An 18,268-nucleotide genomic window follows, 5' to 3' on the forward strand; every position below is an offset into this window, starting at 1 on the left:
TGGAGATGTTAAGTGAATATGAATGGCAGGCGATTTTACTGAGCTTAAAAATCTCGGGTATCTCGGTGTTATTCAGTTTGCCATTAGGGATATTGATGGCATGGGTTCTGGCTCGCTGCCAGTTTTTCGGGAAATCCCTGCTGGATAGCATTATCCATCTGCCGCTGGTATTACCGCCAGTGGTTGTAGGATATCTGCTGCTCCTCAGCATGGGGCGCCGTGGTGTTATCGGCGAATTTCTTTATGATTGGTTTGGCGTCAGTTTCGCGTTTAGTTGGACGGGAGCGGCGTTGGCTTCGGCAGTCGTGGCTTTTCCCTTGATGGTCAGAGCGATCCGGCTGGCGCTGGAAGGCATTGATCGTCGTCTGGAACAGGCAGCGCGTACATTGGGAGCTAGTTCGCTTAAGGTCTTTTTCACCATTACTCTGCCACTTTCATTACCGGGTGTGATTGTCGGTGCTGTTCTGGCTTTTGCCCGTTCTCTGGGGGAGTTTGGTGCAACAATTACGTTTGTATCGAATATTCCGGGAGAAACCCGCACCATTCCTCTTGCCATGTACACATTGATTGAAACGCCCGGTGCAGAAACGGCAGCGGCGCGTTTATGTGTGATTGCTATCGTTCTGGCATTGGTTTCATTGATGCTTTCTGAGTGGCTGACCCGTTGGGGCAGAAAACGTCTGGGGGCAGCATGCTAGAGCTGGATTTTGAGCAACGTCTGGGTAACCTGCACATGCAGGTTGATACCACTCTGCCAACAGAAAGCATTACGGCTATATTTGGGCTTTCCGGCGCAGGCAAAACGTCTCTGATCAATGTTATTGCCGGGTTGAGCAGGCCACAGAGAGGCCGGATTGTCCTGAATGGCCGCACTTTGGTGGATATAGAGCAGAAAATTTTCCTGCCGCCAGAAAAACGCCGAATGGGTTATGTTTTTCAGGATGCTCGCCTTTTTCCCCATTATCGCGTTAAGGGCAACCTGCAATACGGCATGTCGCCAGACATGAAATCACAGTTTGACAACATCATTGGCTTACTGGGCATTGAACACTTACTGTCACGTTTTCCCATGACCTTATCCGGCGGGGAAAAGCAGCGGGTAGCGATTGGACGGGCATTGCTGACTGCGCCTGAAATCTTGCTGATGGATGAGCCGCTGGCTTCGCTGGATTTACCCCGCAAGCGTGAATTACTGCCATATCTCGAAAAACTGTCCGCCGATGTCAAAATCCCGATCCTGTATGTCAGCCACAATTTGGATGAAATTCTGCGATTGGCGGATAACGTAATCGTAATGGACAAGGGGAAAATCAGAGCGACAGGCACATTGGAAGAAGTCTGGTCAAACAGCATATTACGCCCGTGGCTGCAAAAAGAGAGCCTTAGCAGCATACTGACCATCTCTGTCATGGAGCATCATCAGCGTTATCATATGACAGCGGTGGCGGTAGGAGATAAAGCTCTCTGGTTGCCCAAAATTGATGTGGCTCCGGGTACAGATCTGCGTATTCGGATTGATGCATCGGACGTTTCTCTCGTTTTGGAACCACCGAAAGCCAGCAGTATTCGTAATACCTTGCAGGTTAAAGTCATTGAATTTTTCGAAGATGATGGTCAGGTTGATGTCAAGCTAGCACTGTGTGAACATTTCCTATGGGCGAGAATTACCTCTTGGGCGCGGGAAGAACTTAACCTGCGGTCAGGTCAATGGCTGTATGCGCAAATAAAGAGCGTTTCGCTGAATCAACCTTTGTAACACATACTGCAATAAATTGAGGGAGCGCGGTTGCTTGGCGCTCCCATTTAATTTGATTAACCGAGCTAAAGCACGTATTTTCGAATCACTTCAGCGATGCCGGGCTGGGTATTATCCCGTGTAACAAGATCGGCTCGCTCTTTGACAGCATCGGCCGCATTTTCCATGGCAACGCCCAAACCAGCCGTTTCCAGCATGCTGATATCATTAAAATTATCACCGAAAGCAATCACTTCTTTCATGGATATGCCTTGTGACTCAACCCATTGCTTCAAGCGCATCCCCTTGCTATTGCCTTTTTTGGTAATATCCACTTGATCAACCCACGACCATTCGCACTCAAGACCGACTTTTTCCTCAATCTGCTCACTGATTTCACGCAGTTTCACCACATTTGGGGAGCTGGTGGCAAATTTCCAAATGAAATTCACATCATAGATGGCGTCTTGAAAGCTATTGATCTGCTGGAGATTGGGGCGTTGATGTTCAGGCAGAGAATCAGACCATGCAAGCGTGCGTGATATAGTGTCATGAAATTGATATAAAATAGCATCATCGACATACATCAGATGCTGAATTTCCGTTCCTTGCAAATAAGAAAGCACCTGAACGGCTTCTTGGGTGGAAAGGGGATTGGAATCCAGAACTTTCTTTGCAGGGTAATCATATGAATAAGTCCCATTGCAGCAAATAGCCGGAGTATCGAGTTGTAGTGCTTGATAGAACGGATGGATAGCGACATGATGGCGGCCAGTGACAATCAAAACCTTAACACCAGCTTGACGAGCTTCATTCAGGGCAGCTAGTGATTCTGGCAAAATACGTTTTTGTGGATCAAGCACTGTGCCGTCGAGATCCAGCGCGATAACGCGATATGACATGAGTAGGCCTCTAAATTGTCGATGATATAAGCAAATATTATACGGTAACAAAATATAGTTAAACCGTCATGCGATCAGTTTAACAAACACAACTTTTCACGAATCGTTACAGATCAATGAAATGGTGATGAAGCATTAAGGAGAGAAAATGAAACAGGTGGTTTATACAGCTAGCCCCAATAGTAGTCAGATTCACGTATGGTCGCTGAATATTGCGGGGGAGCTCTCACTTCTCCAGACAGTGAATGTGCCGGGCGAAGTACAGCCAATGGTGGTTAATCCTGATGGCAAACACTTATATGTGGGAATTCGCCCTCAGTTCAGTATCGTCACTTACGCAATCGGGTCAGATGGACGGCTAGAACAGCAGGCCATTGCGCCGTTGCCGGGTAGCCCTACGCATATTTCTACGGATAGAGCGGGACGTTTTTTGTATTCTGCTTCCTATGGTTTCAACAAACTCAGTGTTCATCCTATTGATGAAAACGGCATTGCCAAAGCGCCTGTCCAGATAGTGGAAGGCCTGCAAGCACCACACTCTGCCAATATTGATCGGGAAAATCGCCAGTTACTGGTTCCATGCCTGAAAGAAGATCACATCCGCATTTTTAATCTGGATGAGCAGGGTTATCTGACAGAAAATCAGGCGGATGAAATCAGTACGGTAGCAGGAGCAGGCCCACGTCATATGGCTTTTCATCCTGAAAAATCGGCGATTTATTGCATCAATGAGCTGGATGCGACGGTAGATGTTCTGCGTAAATGGAACAAATACCGCATTGTGCAATCTGTTGATTCATTGACGGCTGATTTTTCCAGTATCCGCTGGTCTGCGGATATCCATATCACACCGGATGGTCGCCACCTTTATACCTGTGAGCGCTCAGAGAGCCTGATCAGCCATTTCCGCGTTTCAGAAGATGGCTACCATCTGACATTAGTCGGCAATTATCCGACAGAAAGTCAGCCTCGTGGTTTTGCGATTGATTACAGCGGCAGCTTCCTGATTGCCTCAGGGCAGAAATCAGATCATATTTCAGTATCACGTATTGATAAATATTCTGGAAAATTAACACAATTGGCGCGTTATCCCGTGGGTAAAGGCCCGATGTGGGTTACTGTGCTGGCATTGTAAACTTGAGCCGCGCTATTTTTAGCGCGGCAATGTTCTCCCGTCATCTTTCAAGTTGCCGTTTTTTTGGCTGTAACTTGAAATTTATTAGATATAAAAATTGAATTATAAAATAATCAATTAATCTAATTCTAGATTAAACTAAACGAACCAACACCTGATATTACTATAGGGACAGGAATAATAACATTAGGTCTATATACAGAAACCAAATCGCCTAAATAAATATTTCCATCAAAAAGACGGATGAAAATATTCTGTTGGTTAATGTAAAGCTGAATAGTCAGTTGTGCGTTTATAATGCTTCTAATATTATGTGCTGTGCCTGCAAAATAAAAATTATTCCAATTAATAATTGGAATAGTATGCCCAGCATTAACATACCCATTAAATTTAACCCGCTGGCCAACATTGGGCGCATACCCAATTATAGCCGAATGGGATGATATTTGGATAAAAGGATAACTTCCATATTGTTGGAATGTAGTAAGATTAAAACTTCCACTAATATATTCTATCAGACCAGCACCATAACCCGTTGATGAAATTACGTTGGGGTTTTTTACAAACAAATGGGCTAACTCAGGTATTTCCCTTGCAACAGTTGAATGGTGTGATATTTCATTTTCATGCATCTCTTTGGAGAGTGAAAATGTAGTTTGCATTTCTTCGTTAGAAGGCATAATTAATTTTTCGTCGCTCATAATATATTCCTCTTTTATTTGAATTAACATGATGGTTGATTGGAATATATCAGGAAATTCACCTGTAAGTCATAGAATATACTTGTCGACGGTAAATAATATTTGTCAGTGAGTGTCTTTTGATAATGTCTTCATTATTTTCAATTTTGTTTATTAATAATGTAACAATTAAAATATCGAAAATAATAAATAAAGCCAGCACGTTATTAATGCTGGCTTTATTTTTTAAATTATTACATCATTAATTGCATTTGTCAGTTTAGATAATTGCTCAGACCGAGTAATGTAAGGTGGCATTAAATAAATTAACCGGCCAAATGGCCTGATCCAAACACCATGCTGTACAAAGCGGCGCTGTAGCGAAGCCATATCAACGGGCTGTTTCATCTCTACGACACCAATAGCACCCAATACTCGAACATCTTCGACGGTAGTGTGTGATTTCAACGGGAGCAATTCTACTTTTAACTGGGACTCAATAGATTGAATGCGCGGCTGCCACTGACTATCAGAGAGTAATTTCAGATTGGCGCTGGCAACGGCACAAGCCAGAGGATTTCCCATAAACGTCGGGCCGTGCATAAAACAGCCAGCTTCACCTTGACTGATAGTTTCAGCCACATGACGAGTGGTTAATGTGGCCGATAATGTCATATAACCGCCCGTCAAGGCCTTGCCCAGACACAAAATATCCGGCTCGATCTGTGCATGCTCGCAGGCGAATAGTTTGCCAGTTCGCCCAAATCCCGTGGCGATTTCATCGGCAATCAGCAAGATTTGGTATTCATCACACAGCTTACGAACCTGACGTAGATATTCAGGATGATAAATACGCATCCCACCTGCGCCCTGTACAATCGGTTCCAGAACGACGGCAGCGATTTCATTGTGGTGTTGGAGCAATAACTGTCGGAACGAAGTGATATCCTCAGGTTGCCATTCACCCTCAAACCGAGATTGTGGTGCATCAGCAAACAGATGGTTAGGGAGATAGCCTTTATACAGGTTATGCATCGAATTATCGGGATCACAGACAGACATGGCACCGAAAGTATCGCCATGATAACCATGACGTAGGGTCAGGAATCTTTGGCGTTTTTCTCCTTTGGCTTGCCAGTATTGCAGCGCCATTTTCAAGGCAACCTCTACAGCGACAGATCCTGAATCCGCTAGAAAAACACACTCCAGTGCGGCGGGCGTCATTGCGACTAATTGCTGACATAATTCAATGGCGGGAGGATGGGTGATACCGCCAAACATCACATGAGACATCCTGTCAATCTGCGACTTTGCTGCTTCATTGAGCACAGGATGATTATAACCGTGGATCGCCGCCCACCATGAAGACATACCATCGATCAGTCTGCGGCCATCTGACAGTTCCAGCTCAACCCCTGCGGCTGAAATTACAGGATAAGTGGGGAGTGGATGAGCCATTGATGTATACGGGTGCCAGATATGGCGTAGGTCAAATTCAAGATCTGAAGGATGCATAATAAGTTTGTTGTAAACCTTTCTTGATTCATTTTGGTTGACATGATAGCGGCGTTATTTAAACTGACAACATTTTTTCACACTGGAGGATGTTATTGTGAATGAGCGTCAGCAATGGACTATCAAACAGGCTCAGGCTTTGTTTGATCAACCTTTTTTCGAATTGTTATTTCAGGCACAGCAGGTACACCGTGAACATTTTGATCCGCAGCAAGTACAGGTCAGTACGCTTCTTTCAATAAAAACCGGCGCCTGTCCAGAAGACTGCAAATATTGTCCGCAAAGCTCCCGTTACAAAACAGGTTTGGAAAAAGAGCGTTTGATGGAAGTTAAGCAAGTCATCGAATCTGCGCGCAAGGCCAAAAATGCTGGTTCAACCCGTTTCTGTATGGGAGCAGCATGGAAGAATCCCCACGAGCGTGATATGCCGTATCTGGAGACCATGGTCAAGGAAGTTAAAGAGTTAGGTATGGAAACCTGTATGACTCTGGGGATGTTGAATCAAACTCAGGCACAGCGTCTGGCAGAGGCTGGTTTAGACTACTATAACCATAACTTGGACACCTCCCCGGAATTTTACGGCAATATCATCACTACCCGCAGCTATCAGGATCGGTTGAATACGTTGGGAAATGTCAGGGATGCGGGCATCAAAGTCTGTTCTGGTGGCATCGTCGGTCTGGGAGAACAAATCCGTGACCGTGCGGCACTGCTGGTGCAACTGGCGAATTTGCCGAAGCCGCCGGAAAGCGTGCCCATTAATATGCTGGTGAAAGTGAAGGGAACCCCGTTGGAAAACAACGATGATGTTGATCCTTTCGACTTTATCCGCACCATTGCTGTGGCTCGGATCATGATGCCAGCATCCCATGTTCGTTTATCCGCGGGACGTGAGCAGATGAATGAGCAGACGCAAGCGATGTGCTTTATGGCGGGTGCTAACTCCATTTTTTACGGCTGCAAATTACTGACCACGCCGAACCCGAATGAAGACAAAGATCTGCAACTGTTCCGCAGGCTGGGCATCAATCCTCAACAGACTCAGACAGCATTTGGTGACAATCAACAACAGCAGAATCTGACTGAAGCCATCATCAATAATGTTGATTACGAACAATTCTATAATGCGGCAGTATAATGAACTGGTCAGACACGATTTCCCGACGATTGACCGAACGTCGGGGAACCTCTCTATGGCGTAGTAGACAAGTCCATCTGGGTTCAGATGGGCGTTTATTACACACTTCAGACGGTCAATACCTGAATTTTTCCAGCAACGACTATCTTGGGCTGAGTCAGCATCCCCAGATTATTGCTGCCTGGCAGCAGGGAGCTGAACAGTACGGCGTAGGCAGTGGTGGCTCGGGGCACGTGACAGGTTACACCGCAGTTCACCACACATTGGAACAGCAATTAGCGGAATGGCTGGGTTATTCCCGTGCCTTACTATTCATTTCTGGCTATGCGGCCAATCAAGGTGTGATAGCGGCTTTGATGGAAAAAGACGATCGGATTATTGCTGATCGCCTGAGCCATGCCTCGCTGATGGAAGCCGCCATGCACTCTCCCGCACAGCTTCGCCGTTTTTTGCATAACGATCCAAATTCCCTGAAGCAGCATCTGGCAAAAGATTGTGCGGGCAAAACGCTGGTAGTGACGGAAGGTATTTTTAGTATGGATGGGGATTGTGCGCCGCTTGCATCCCTTGCACAGCAGACAAAATCCACGGGCAGTTGGTTGATGGTAGATGATGCCCACGGTATCGGGATTTACGGTGAGCAAGGGCGGGGCAGTTGCTGGGCGCAGAATGTCAAACCGGAAATTTTGATTGTCACCTTTGGTAAGGCGTTCGGATTGAGTGGGGCGGCGGTACTGTGTGATGAACAAACCGCAGAATACCTGATCCAGTATGCCAGACACTTAATTTACAGCACCTCCATGCCACCCGCGCAGGCGGTAGCACTGTCTGAAGCGGTACGGCAAATCAAGGAAGGAGATGAATTGCGTCAGCGATTGCAAAACAACATCAGATATTTTCGCCGCGAAGCTCATCATTTGCCTTTTACCCTGATGGATTCAGAGACGGCCATTCAGCCTTTGATCATTGGTGATAATGAACGCTGCATTGCCCTATCCCATGCGCTCAGACAGCAGAAAGTGTGGGTAAAATCGATTCTCCCGCCAACGGTTCCACTGGAAAGTGCTCGCCTGCGTATCACACTGACAGCGAGCCATACACAACAGGATATTGAGATATTACTGGAGGCGTTGCATGGATCTGGCTGTTAAAGCCGTTGACAAGCAGGCGATTGCAGGCGCTTTTGGGCGCGCCGCTTCTCGTTACGATACGGCTGCTAAATTGCAACAGCAAACAGGTGAATACCTGATGGAACTGGCGCAGGCAGAAAATCTCGGTGTCCGGGTATTGGATGCAGGCTGTGGAACAGGTTTTTTCAGTGCGCACTGGAAGCAGCAGGGCAAGCAGGTCATCGCACTGGATCTGGCTTCTGGTATGTTAAATCATGCGCAGGAGCAGCAGGTTGCCGATTACTACCTGCAAGGGGATATTGAGCACTTGGGGCTGGCGGATAATAGCGTAGATATCTGTTTCAGCAACTTGGCTGTGCAGTGGTGTAATGAACTGCCATGTGCATTGCAGGAATTCCATCGAGTTACTCGTCCCGGTGGCCTCATTTTATTCTCCACACTTGCGCAAGGGTCGCTGTATGAGCTGGAATCGGCGTGGAGACAGGTTGACACTTATCGGCATATCAACCAATTTCTGCCTTTACAAGCTATCATTGACGCGTGCCAGACCTATCGACACAAGATAATAAGCCGACAATATTGCCAATATTACCCGCAACTGCTGCCTTTGCTGAACTCGCTGAAAGGAATAGGGGCTACGCACCTTCATCATGGTCGCCAGCATGGACTCATGACCCGAAAACGCCTGAACACTCTGGCTGAAGCGTATCCACGGAATAATGAGGATTACCCATTAAGCTATCAGATTGCTTTTGGAGTTATTTACTGTGACAAATAAATATTTTCTTACCGGAACCGACACTGAAGTCGGTAAAACTGTCGTCAGTTGCGCGTTGCTGCAAGCGGCAAATAAGCAAGGATATCAAACCGCAGGTTACAAACCCGTGGCATCGGGCAGTGAGATCACCTCAGAAGGAATACGCAATGGAGATGCACTGGCCTTACAGCGCAACAGTTCCGTATCCTTGACTTATCAAGAAGTTAATCCATTGGTATTTGTTGAACCGACATCTCCCCATATTGTGAGTGCCGAACTTAACCAGCCGATAGAGTTTGAGGTGGTATCACAGGGTTTGGAAAGATTGACGGCAAAATCTGATTGGGTTTTGGTTGAAGGTGCAGGCGGTTGGTATACACCTTTGTCGGAAACTACTACTTTTGCTGATTGGGTGATTCAGGAAGAACTGCCTGTGATTTTGACGGTGGGAGTCAAACTGGGCTGTATTAACCATGCGGTATTGACGGCAAAAGCGATTCAACATTCTGGATTGAGGTTAGCCGGCTGGATTGCCAATGAAATTGAACCCGCCGGTAAACGTCAGACAGCGTATTTGGAGACGTTGGAACGGATGATTCCCGCACCTTTACTAGGGGTTATCCCTCACTTGAGCGAATTGAGTGATAACAATAATATCGGCGAATATATAAATATTGATTTATTGGTTAACTAATTGTTTACTTGGCGTCAGTTAAAATTGATAACTAGGCCGTTGGGAAAGTGGGTATTCAGGCATAGAAAGTCCTTTATTTCAACAACGATTGAGCCATTTTTGAGCAACAAATAGTGCGAATCAATGCTAAAACAGCATGAAAATATTCCGCTACTGAAGAAATTTATAAAAGGGGATAACTCCGTAACCTCCCATGCCTAATAGGGTTTGCTGAGTTATCCACTATTCCTGTGGATAACCTTGTGCATTAGTTTTATAAAAGTACTCTGACACAAGATAATACGCGGCTTGCGCAAGATTTGCTGTTATTCTCTCCTCTGATATTTTTTTTATCAGAATCAGTTGATTATATAAAATCAATCCCTTTCAGCGCCCCTTTGCGATCCAGTGCTTTATCATTTCAGTCGCTAATACAAAAATGGGAAAAATCAAGACGAATATCTGGGGATAAAAATAGTCACGTCAGGTGTTAATTAAAAGTTAATATCACGATAAAGTTATTTTGGTTTCTTTTGCCAAACCTCCACATACTTCCTTTGCAATAAAAACAATATTATTTTATTAACTCACTTGAAGCTGGTTTTTTATCCAGTATTATAAGAGAGTTTGGGTCGGCATTTGGATGTGCAGGGGTTTTTTGTTGTAAATGATATCAGGTGGAAGTAGAGCATGAGCAAAGAAACGAGCAAAGTATTCAAGTTACATTCTGATTTCGAACCGGGAGGGGATCAGCCAGACGCTATCCGGAAATTACAGGAAGGGCTGGAAGATGGTCTTGCCCACCAGACGCTTTTGGGGGTGACAGGATCAGGCAAAACTTTCACGATAGCTAATGTTATTGCAAATCTGAATCGGCCAACGATGATCCTTGCTCCCAATAAAACGCTGGCGGCTCAACTTTATAGCGAAATGAAAGAATTCTTCCCTGAAAACTCGGTGGAATACTTTGTTTCCTATTATGACTACTACCAACCAGAAGCCTATGTACCCAGCTCAGATACCTTTATCGAAAAAGACGCTTCTGTGAACGAGCATATCGAACAAATGCGTTTGTCGGCAACGAAAGCTCTGCTCGAACGTCGGGATGTGGTGGTGGTTGCCTCGGTTTCTGCGATTTATGGTCTGGGTGACCCCGATAGCTACCTGAAAATGATGCTTCATCTGACCGATGGCATGCTTATTGATCAGCGCGCCATCTTGCATCGTCTGGCAGAGCTGCAATATACCCGCAATGATCAGGCATTCCAGCGCGGAACTTTCCGGGTGCGTGGCGAAGTGATTGATATCTTCCCCGCAGAATCTAATGAACATGCGCTGCGTGTTGAACTGTTTGATGATGAAGTAGAGCGGCTTTCCCTGTTTGATCCACTGACCGGTCAGATCCAGTACAACGTGCCGCGTTATACCGTCTATCCCAAGACTCACTATGTCACACCGCGTGAGCGTATTACTCAGGCGATGGAAGACATTAAAGTTGAATTGGAACAGCGACGCAAAATGCTTCTGGCGACGGATAAACTGCTGGAAGAACAGCGCATTACCCAGAGAACACAATTTGATCTCGAAATGATGAACGAACTGGGTTACTGCTCTGGCATTGAAAACTACTCCCGTTATCTTTCTGGCCGTGCCGAAGGTGAGCCGCCGCCAACGTTGTTTGATTACCTTGCAGCGGATGGTTTACTGGTGGTAGATGAATCTCACGTCACTATCCCGCAGATTGGCGGTATGTACCGTGGCGATCGTTCCCGAAAGGAAACGCTGGTGGATTATGGTTTTCGCCTGCCATCAGCATTGGATAACCGCCCATTGCGGTTTGAGGAGTTTGAAGCACTGGCGCCCCAGACGATTTATGTTTCCGCAACCCCTGGTCGTTATGAATTGGAAAAATCAGGTAACGATCTGATTGAGCAGGTGGTGCGTCCAACGGGTCTTATTGATCCTGAAATTGAAGTTCGTCCTGTCGCCACGCAAGTTGATGATCTGCTATCTGAAATTCGTATCCGTGCCGAGAAAAACGAGAGAGTACTGGTGACGACGCTGACAAAACGGATGGCAGAAGATTTGACTGAATATCTGGAAGAGCACGGCGAGCGAGTGCGTTATCTCCATTCTGATATCGATACCGTTGAACGGGTGGAAATTATCCGTGATCTTCGCCTGGGCGAGTTTGATGTGCTGGTGGGCATTAACTTACTGCGCGAGGGCTTGGACATGCCGGAGGTTTCTCTGGTGGCAATTTTGGATGCGGATAAAGAAGGTTTCCTGCGCTCAGAGCGTTCCCTGATCCAGACTATTGGTCGAGCGGCGCGTAACTTGCACGGCAAGGCTATTCTGTACGGTGACAGAATCACCGACTCTATGGCAAAAGCTATTGATGAAACCGAGCGCCGTCGTGCCAAACAGCAGGCATTTAACGAGGAACACGGCATCGTACCGAAAGGGCTGAATAAAAAAATCGGTGATCTCCTGAAAATTGGTCAACCAGCGAATGGTAAAGGAAAAGCCAAAGGAAGAGGTAAAGCTTCTCCTGACACTGACGATTACCGTAAATTGTCGGCAAAAGAGCTGGAAAACAAAATTTGTGAACTGGAAGAAAAAATGTACCAGTATGCGCGGGATCTGGAATTTGAACAGGCGGCGAATATTCGTGATCAGGTACAGGCATTGCGGGCACAGTTTATTGCTAACTCGTAATGGAAATAGAATGGAATGTGGGGAGTGAATAGCATCACTCTCCACTTGCAAAATAGTCAGCCCAATTTTTGCAGGGTATTTTCGATAGCCTGTCGTAATAATTCACGATCATGGCGATAGGGAATATCCTGAGCCTCTAAAATTTGTTGAGCCACAACCCGGCCACTTAAAGAGCCGATATCAGTACAGGGACCAACAATAATCGCATCAATCATCTTGCGGCCAATCTTACTTTCCATCATCTCAAGCTTATCGCTCAACGACAGCCCTGCGGCGGCATGGCTGAGTTCTTTCCCCAGATTGCCAATATAAATCATACTGGCATTGCTACGGCGCAGAGATTGAGTTAAATCCTCCAGTAACAACAACGGCATCAGGCTGGTGAAAAAACTACCAGGCCCGATCAAAATCAAGTCTGCCCGCTCGATGGCTTCCAGCGCTTCCTTGGTCGTGCTGACATGGGGATAGAGCATTAACTCCTGTGGTACACAACTGAGTTGATCAACATTGACCTCCCCATACACCATATTGCCTTGATCATCGACAGCCATTAAATCGACAGGGTGTTCGGACATCGGGATAAGATGTGCATTGACTTTTAGCAGACTGCGGAGCAGGTTAATGGCCTCAAGGGGGCGGACACTCAGGTGATCCAGCGCCTTTAACATCAAATTGCCCAGATTATGGCCGGCCAGTTCGCCATTACCACTGAATCGATATTCAAACATGGCGGAAGCGACCGTCGGTTCAGTGATCAGTTGATTCAAACAATTGCGGGTATCACCCCAGGCGATCCCACCTTCAGCACGCCGTATTCTTCCGGTTGATCCCCCATTGTCAGTCGTTGTGACAATACCGGTCAGACGGGCACCGAGAGATGAAAGGGAAGACATGACGCGCCCAAGTCCGTGACCGCCACCGAGGGCGACCACACGATCTAAATCATCTAATGTGCGGTTTCGCATAGGTTTCCTGTTACTGATATTGACTAAACTTATATAGCCTTAATAAATCGGGTGTAATTTATCATAAAATATGATGCTTTGAGAAATTGCCGTGATTTTATCCGATCTTTTGCCGAATATTTTGATGGATAACAGAGTGATGCATCTTCGGAAGTCGATGTGACAACGTTTCATTAACTCGTTGTGTAATAAGATATATATCGAAGGTTGGTGTTAGCTTTTTATTATCTTAAACGTTAGAATCAGCAACGAGAATCTCGTTACTCACACAATTATTCACATAATGATTGAAATTGGTATTAACTCCTAGCCTCTGTGTCTAAGTCGTTGTTCTATCACACGGATACCACATTGATATGATGCTTTGGCCGTGGCTCCTGAGTCACCAGGGTGCAAGGTAGAAATGCCTGCATCTCCCGTATTTGGAAGGTGTTATTGTGGAACAACTCGTAGATGCATTTGCCCGCAAATTTTATTACTTGAGATTATCGATTACAGATGTGTGTAATTTTCGCTGCACATATTGCCTGCCTGATGGCTATCACCCTCATGGGCACCAATCGTTCCTGTCCCTGCCAGAAATTCGCCGCGTCAGCCGTGCATTTGCTGAACTTGGGACGGAAAAAATTCGCCTGACGGGCGGAGAACCCACTATGCGTCGTGATTTCTGCGATATCATCGCGACAGTGCATGAAAACCCCCAGATCAAAAAAATCGCTATAACGACCAATGGCTACCGAATGGAGCGCGATGTTGCCCGCTGGAAAGAGGCGGGGCTGACGGCGATCAACGTCAGTGTGGATAGCCTTGATCCCCGCCAGTTCCACGCCATTACCGGACAGGATAAATTTTTCCAGATTATGCGTGGCATTGACGCGGCTTTTGACGCAGGGTTCAGTGCAGTGAAAGTCAACGCCGTATTGATGAAAAACGTCAATGATACTAGCCTGCCCGTTTTCCTGGAGTGGATTAAACATCGTTCGATCCAATTGCGTTTTATTGAATTGATGGAAACGGGGGAAGGCAGTGAATTGTTCCGCCGTCGCCATCTTTCCGGTGAAGTGATCCGTCGCCATCTGCTGCAAGAGGGCTGGCAGCAACAGCAACGCACCCGCAGTGACGGGCCGGCGCAGGTCTTTAGTCATCCCGATTATCAGGGCGAAATTGGCCTTATCATGCCGTATGAAAAAAACTTCTGCCAAAGCTGCAACCGCCTGCGGGTTTCTGCGATTGGCAATCTTCACCTGTGCCTGTTTGGTGAACAGGGAATTCCATTGCGTGATTTATTGTCCGATGACACGTTACTTGATGATCTAAAATTGCGCATTCAAGGTGGGTTGCGCCATAAGCGTGAGACTCACTTTTTACATCAGGGGGATAGTGGCATTACCCCTAATCTTTCTTTCATTGGCGGTTAATTTAACGGCTCAATTCATTTTTCAGGAGCGGAGAATGTCCCAACTGACCCATATCAATACTGCGGGTGAAGCCCATATGGTGGATATTTCTGCCAAAACGGAAACCGTGCGAGAGGCACGGGCAGAAGCCTTTGTTGAAATGCAGGCTGAAACGCTGGCCATGATTGTCGCGGGTGATCACCATAAAGGCGATGTTTTTGCGACTGCCCGTATTGCGGGAATTCAGGCAGCGAAGCGAACTTGGGAATTGATCCCACTGTGCCATCCGCTGCTACTGAGTAAAGTCGAAGTGCAACTAGAAGCACAAACCGAACATCATCGTGTCAGAATCGAATCCTGCTGCCGCCTGACGGGGAAAACCGGCGTAGAAATGGAAGCCTTGACCGCTGCTTCCGTGGCGGCTTTGACGATTTACGACATGTGTAAGGCAGTGCAAAAAGATATGGTGATTGGGCCGGTACGTTTACTGGAAAAAAGCGGCGGCAAATCAGGAAACTTTAAGGTGGGATCATGATAAAAGTCCTATTTTTTGCACAGGTTCGTGAACTGGTAGGGGTTGATTCACTTGAACTGCCTCATGAATACCCAACGGTTGCGGATCTTCGTCACTCTCTGATTGAGAAAGGAGAACGATGGGCGCTGGCACTGGAGGAGGGCAAATTGCTTGCCGCAGTGAACCAATCTTTTGTACATGCTGAACACCCTTTGCAGGATGGTGATGAAGTGGCTTTTTTCCCGCCAGTTACGGGGGGATGATCATGGAAAACACACGAGTGTGTGTCCAAAGAGAGACATTCAACGTCGGTGATGAATACCAATGGCTCTCGCAGTGCGATGATGATGGCGCAGTCGTTACCTTTACGGGCAAAGTGCGTAATCATAATCTGGGGGATAGCGTCAAGGCACTGACACTGGAGCATTATCCGGGTATGACGGAAAAAATGTTGCAGGCTATCATTGACGAAGCCCGTCAGCGCTGGCCGCTGCAACGAATTAGTGTCATTCATCGCATCGGTGCATTGTATCCGGGCGAGGAGATTGTGTTCGTTGGTGTCACCAGCGCTCACCGCAGCATGGCTTTTGCTGCGGCTGAATTTATTATGGATTATCTGAAAACCAGAGCACCATTCTGGAAAAAAGAGTCTCTGGCGGAAGGAGAGCGCTGGGTAGCAACGCGAGAGAGTGATCAGGAAGCGGCTGGACGCTGGTAAATAACGGTAAAATCTTTTGGCTGATAATTTTGCGGCCTATCTCTAAAACTGGATAGTTAAATAATATGTCACTGAAATTGCCATTAATTGGCGGATGGTTTTGTTAATGTTCTATGCTAATGTATAACATTTGAATAGATTGTTTATTTTTAAGCAGTCTCAATCCCTTAACTTGTTATTAAAAGGTAATCGTCATGGACCGATATCAACGTTCTAGTGGTTCGATTGTCCAGAAAGCTGGCTCTGGTGTACAAACTTATATGGCACAAGTCTACGGCTGGATGACTTGTGGTCTGCTGTTAACTGCGTTTGTTGCAGGATATGTAGCGAATAGCCCTGAAATCTTAAACGCAATCTTTAGTAGCTCCATCGTATTTTATGGCTTGATCATTGCTCAGCTTGCACTGGTATTTGTGCTGTCTGGCTTGGTTCATAAAATGAGCGGTGCGCTGGCGACAGGGCTGTTTATGCTGTATTCCATGCTGACGGGACTGACGCTTTCCAGTATTTTTGTGATTTACACGAGTGGTTCAATTGCCAGCACTTTTGTTATTTCAGCGGCGATGTTTGGTGCACTGAGTGTCTATGGTTACACCACTAAGCGCAGCCTGAGTGGCTTAGGTAGCTTCCTGTTTATGGGGCTGATTGGTATCGTTCTGGCTTCTCTGATAAACATCTGGCTGAAAAGCCCGGCACTGATGTGGGCAATCACCTATATTGGTGTTTTAGTCTTCGCGGGTCTGACTGCTTATGACACCCAGAAACTGAAAGAAATGGGTGCGGAGCTGGATGTTAACGATAAAGAAAACCTGCGCAGATACTCCATTACTGGCGCATTGACTCTGTATCTGGACTTCATCAACCTGTTCCTGATGTTATTACGTATTCTCGGTGATCGTCGTTAATCACCACTGAATATTTTGGAAAAAACCTGCACCAGCAGGTTTTTTTATATTAGAAATAAAAGAAAGTAAGAAGATCTTTTTCTGATTAATTGTTGATATATTATTTCCCATTATTTTTTTGTTAATTATTTTTAAAGAAAATGTAAAAATAGAATGATGATAGATTATGTTTTTCTCTTTTTGCACCTCCGGTCAAGAGTTGCCCCTGTGGAATACATTACTGGAAAAATCAGCCAAAAGTTCGGGAGAAAATAATTTTTCATAATTCATCAAGCAATTTTACTACGGAATAACCGATAAGCGATCCCGCCAGTTGTCACGGTAATGACTAATAACGGCCATAAGCTGTGCCAAATCACCGAAAAATCCGCACCTTTCAAATAAATTTGCTTAGTGATATCAGTAAAATGCCGAATAGGATTAACCCACGTAATATCCTGTAACCAAACGGGCATATTTTCGACGGGAGAAATATAACCAGACAGCAGAATAGCTGGCATCATAAACACAAACACGCCGATGAAAGCCTGCTGCTGCGTTGAACAGACAGCGGAGATAAGCAAGCCAAAACCAACAAGCGATAGTCCATAAACCAGAGTGCAGCCATAAAATAGCAGCAGGGAGCCGGCAAAATGGATTTGGTAAAACAATGTCCCGATAAGTAAAACAATACTGGCCTGAGTGGTTGCCACAACCAATGCGGGGATCGCCTTGCCGAGGAAAATCTGCCATGTCGCCAACGGAGCAACCAGCAATTGATCCAGTGTTCCCTGTTCCCTTTCACGGGCAACGGAAAGTGCGGTCACGATCAAAACGCCAATTGTCGTAATCATGGCAACCAGTGATGGCACCACAAACCATTTATAATCCAGATTGGCGTTATACCAATTACGAATGATCAAGTCGCTATTGTTGAGACTGGCCGAATTGCCTGATAATTCCTTCTGATAATTCATCACAATCTGCTGGATATAATTAGCGGAAATTTGTGCGCTATTTGAGTTACGTCCATCCAGTAAGACCTGAATTGACGTTGGTGTCTGGCTGGCAATATTGGCACTGAAATTTTGTGGAAAGCGCACCAATAGCAGGGCTTTGCGGTTATCTAACGTCGGGCGGATTTCCTGTGAACTGGTCAGCAGAATAATATCAGGAAATGCTTTCGATTTTGCCAGCCGCTGGGTTAATTCAATGGAAGCCTGACCTTTGTCCTCATTATAAATAGCAATCGTGGCATTCTTGACCTCCAGCGTGGCCGCCCAGGGAAACAGGGTCATCTGAAAGAGAACCGGCACAATCAGAGTGGCTCGTGTCTGGGGATTTCTCAGGAGAGACTGCAACTCTTTTATGACTAGCGTATACAGGCTGTAAAACATGCTCTTTCCT

Annotated in this window: 18 protein-coding genes and 1 riboswitch; of the genes, 13 read left to right on the forward strand and 5 right to left on the reverse strand. The window is 46.1% G+C overall.

Annotated features, from left to right (window positions below; genetic code table 11):
• The first annotated feature begins 5 nt into the window (after window positions 1-5).
• Complete coding sequence (modB, locus tag PSI22_RS02490) at window positions 6-698, forward strand: molybdate ABC transporter permease subunit (RefSeq protein WP_273578398.1); 693 nt, start codon at window positions 6-8, stop codon at window positions 696-698.
• Complete coding sequence (modC, locus tag PSI22_RS02495; protein WP_273578400.1) at window positions 692-1,756, forward strand: molybdenum ABC transporter ATP-binding protein ModC; 1,065 nt, start codon at window positions 692-694, stop codon at window positions 1,754-1,756. Before modB ends, modC begins: the two co-directional genes overlap by 7 nt.
• Before the next feature lie 65 nt (window positions 1,757-1,821).
• On the opposite strand, the gene PSI22_RS02500 is transcribed toward modC, so the two are convergent.
• Window positions 1,822-2,637, reverse strand: coding sequence for a pyridoxal phosphatase (locus tag PSI22_RS02500; protein WP_273578402.1), 816 nt, complete (start codon window positions 2,635-2,637; stop codon window positions 1,822-1,824).
• Between the two features lie 148 nt (window positions 2,638-2,785).
• On the opposite strand from PSI22_RS02500, the gene pgl reads away from it, so the two are divergent.
• Window positions 2,786-3,772: a 6-phosphogluconolactonase gene (gene pgl, locus PSI22_RS02505; protein ID WP_273578404.1), complete on the forward strand. Its 987-nt coding sequence runs from the start codon at window positions 2,786-2,788 to the stop codon at window positions 3,770-3,772.
• A gap of 128 nt (window positions 3,773-3,900) precedes the next feature.
• Here the strand turns inward: pgl and PSI22_RS02510 are convergent, their stop codons facing one another.
• Together PSI22_RS02510 and bioA are read right to left on the reverse strand one after the other, a co-directional pair.
• Entirely contained in the window at window positions 3,901-4,473 is a 573-nt protein-coding gene (locus PSI22_RS02510) for a hypothetical protein (protein ID WP_273578407.1), read from the reverse strand.
• A gap of 225 nt (window positions 4,474-4,698) precedes the next feature.
• Window positions 4,699-5,967, reverse strand: a complete 1,269-nt coding sequence (gene bioA / locus PSI22_RS02515) for an adenosylmethionine--8-amino-7-oxononanoate transaminase (protein ID WP_273578409.1) — start codon at window positions 5,965-5,967, stop codon at window positions 4,699-4,701.
• Between the two features lie 97 nt (window positions 5,968-6,064).
• Here bioA and bioB point away from each other — a divergent pair, with 97 nt between their 5' ends.
• From bioB to uvrB, 5 genes are all read left to right on the forward strand, one after another.
• A complete protein-coding gene (gene bioB / locus PSI22_RS02520) occupies window positions 6,065-7,105 on the forward strand; it encodes a biotin synthase BioB (protein WP_273578411.1) in 1,041 nt (346 codons plus the stop codon).
• The gene (gene bioF / locus PSI22_RS02525) at window positions 7,105-8,256 is read left to right on the forward strand and encodes an 8-amino-7-oxononanoate synthase (RefSeq protein ID WP_273578413.1); all 1,152 of its coding nucleotides are present in this window, start codon (window positions 7,105-7,107) and stop codon (window positions 8,254-8,256) included. Before bioB ends, bioF begins: the two co-directional genes overlap by 1 nt.
• Window positions 8,240-9,013: a malonyl-ACP O-methyltransferase BioC gene (gene bioC / locus PSI22_RS02530; RefSeq protein ID WP_273578415.1), complete on the forward strand. Its 774-nt coding sequence runs from the start codon at window positions 8,240-8,242 to the stop codon at window positions 9,011-9,013. The genes bioF and bioC overlap by 17 nt, the downstream gene beginning before the upstream one ends.
• A complete protein-coding gene (gene bioD, locus PSI22_RS02535; protein ID WP_273578417.1) occupies window positions 9,003-9,686 on the forward strand; it encodes a dethiobiotin synthase in 684 nt (227 codons plus the stop codon). The genes bioC and bioD overlap by 11 nt, the downstream gene beginning before the upstream one ends.
• A gap of 669 nt (window positions 9,687-10,355) precedes the next feature.
• Window positions 10,356-12,383 carry an excinuclease ABC subunit UvrB gene (gene uvrB / locus PSI22_RS02540; RefSeq protein ID WP_273578419.1) on the forward strand — a complete coding sequence of 676 codons (2,028 nt, stop codon included), beginning with the start codon at window positions 10,356-10,358 and terminating at the stop codon, window positions 12,381-12,383.
• A gap of 56 nt (window positions 12,384-12,439) precedes the next feature.
• On the opposite strand, the gene yvcK is transcribed toward uvrB, so the two are convergent.
• Window positions 12,440-13,348 (reverse strand): uridine diphosphate-N-acetylglucosamine-binding protein YvcK, encoded by a 909-nt coding sequence (gene yvcK, locus PSI22_RS02545; protein ID WP_273578421.1) that lies wholly within the window; start codon window positions 13,346-13,348, stop codon window positions 12,440-12,442.
• 291 nt (window positions 13,349-13,639) lie between these two features.
• Window positions 13,640-13,796: riboswitch (molybdenum cofactor riboswitch) on the forward strand.
• On the opposite strand from yvcK, the gene moaA reads away from it, so the two are divergent.
• The 5 genes from moaA to PSI22_RS02570 all read left to right on the forward strand — a co-directional run bounded on the left by moaA (window position 13,783) and on the right by PSI22_RS02570 (window position 16,882).
• Window positions 13,783-14,766: a GTP 3',8-cyclase MoaA gene (moaA, locus tag PSI22_RS02550; RefSeq protein WP_273578540.1), complete on the forward strand. Its 984-nt coding sequence runs from the start codon at window positions 13,783-13,785 to the stop codon at window positions 14,764-14,766. (Overlaps the previous riboswitch by 14 nt.)
• 34 nt (window positions 14,767-14,800) lie before the next feature.
• Window positions 14,801-15,280, forward strand: a complete 480-nt coding sequence (gene moaC / locus PSI22_RS02555; protein ID WP_273578423.1) for a cyclic pyranopterin monophosphate synthase MoaC — start codon at window positions 14,801-14,803, stop codon at window positions 15,278-15,280.
• Window positions 15,277-15,522 carry a molybdopterin synthase sulfur carrier subunit gene (gene moaD, locus PSI22_RS02560; RefSeq protein WP_273578425.1) on the forward strand — a complete coding sequence of 82 codons (246 nt, stop codon included), beginning with the start codon at window positions 15,277-15,279 and terminating at the stop codon, window positions 15,520-15,522. The genes moaC and moaD overlap by 4 nt, the downstream gene beginning before the upstream one ends.
• 2 nt (window positions 15,523-15,524) lie before the next feature.
• On the forward strand, window positions 15,525-15,977 hold the full coding sequence (gene moaE / locus PSI22_RS02565; protein WP_273578426.1) for a molybdopterin synthase catalytic subunit MoaE: 453 nt from the start codon (window positions 15,525-15,527) through the stop codon (window positions 15,975-15,977).
• 194 nt (window positions 15,978-16,171) lie between these two features.
• Window positions 16,172-16,882 (forward strand): Bax inhibitor-1/YccA family protein, encoded by a 711-nt coding sequence (locus tag PSI22_RS02570; RefSeq protein WP_038249971.1) that lies wholly within the window; start codon window positions 16,172-16,174, stop codon window positions 16,880-16,882.
• Between the two features lie 269 nt (window positions 16,883-17,151).
• Here PSI22_RS02570 and PSI22_RS02575 read toward each other — a convergent pair whose 3' ends face one another.
• Window positions 17,152-18,258, reverse strand: a complete 1,107-nt coding sequence (locus PSI22_RS02575) for an ABC transporter permease (protein ID WP_273578427.1) — start codon at window positions 18,256-18,258, stop codon at window positions 17,152-17,154.
• Window positions 18,259-18,268: the final 10 nt, after the last annotated feature.

The sequence above is a fragment of the Xenorhabdus aichiensis genome, assembly GCF_028598775.1.
GTDB classification, from domain to species: domain Bacteria; phylum Pseudomonadota; class Gammaproteobacteria; order Enterobacterales; family Enterobacteriaceae; genus Xenorhabdus; species Xenorhabdus bovienii.

What these genes read in the sequence shown, in the direction of transcription:
- modB (WP_273578398.1), top strand. Translation starts at nt 6, where the DNA reads ATGTTAAGTGAATATGAATGGCAGGCGATTTTACTGAGCTTAAAAATC.
- modC (WP_273578400.1), top strand. Translation starts at nt 692, where the DNA reads ATGCTAGAGCTGGATTTTGAGCAACGTCTGGGTAACCTGCACATGCAG.
- PSI22_RS02500 (WP_273578402.1), bottom strand. Translation starts at nt 2,637, where the DNA reads ATGTCATATCGCGTTATCGCGCTGGATCTCGACGGCACAGTGCTTGAT.
- pgl (WP_273578404.1), top strand. Translation starts at nt 2,786, where the DNA reads ATGAAACAGGTGGTTTATACAGCTAGCCCCAATAGTAGTCAGATTCAC.
- PSI22_RS02510 (WP_273578407.1), bottom strand. Translation starts at nt 4,473, where the DNA reads ATGAGCGACGAAAAATTAATTATGCCTTCTAACGAAGAAATGCAAACT.
- bioA (WP_273578409.1), bottom strand. Translation starts at nt 5,967, where the DNA reads ATGCATCCTTCAGATCTTGAATTTGACCTACGCCATATCTGGCACCCG.
- bioF (WP_273578413.1), top strand. Translation starts at nt 7,105, where the DNA reads ATGAACTGGTCAGACACGATTTCCCGACGATTGACCGAACGTCGGGGA.
- bioC (WP_273578415.1), top strand. Translation starts at nt 8,240, where the DNA reads ATGGATCTGGCTGTTAAAGCCGTTGACAAGCAGGCGATTGCAGGCGCT.
- uvrB (WP_273578419.1), top strand. Translation starts at nt 10,356, where the DNA reads ATGAGCAAAGAAACGAGCAAAGTATTCAAGTTACATTCTGATTTCGAA.
- yvcK (WP_273578421.1), bottom strand. Translation starts at nt 13,348, where the DNA reads ATGCGAAACCGCACATTAGATGATTTAGATCGTGTGGTCGCCCTCGGT.
- moaC (WP_273578423.1), top strand. Translation starts at nt 14,801, where the DNA reads ATGTCCCAACTGACCCATATCAATACTGCGGGTGAAGCCCATATGGTG.
- moaD (WP_273578425.1), top strand. Translation starts at nt 15,277, where the DNA reads ATGATAAAAGTCCTATTTTTTGCACAGGTTCGTGAACTGGTAGGGGTT.
- moaE (WP_273578426.1), top strand. Translation starts at nt 15,525, where the DNA reads ATGGAAAACACACGAGTGTGTGTCCAAAGAGAGACATTCAACGTCGGT.
- PSI22_RS02570 (WP_038249971.1), top strand. Translation starts at nt 16,172, where the DNA reads ATGGACCGATATCAACGTTCTAGTGGTTCGATTGTCCAGAAAGCTGGC.
- PSI22_RS02575 (WP_273578427.1), bottom strand. Translation starts at nt 18,258, where the DNA reads ATGTTTTACAGCCTGTATACGCTAGTCATAAAAGAGTTGCAGTCTCTC.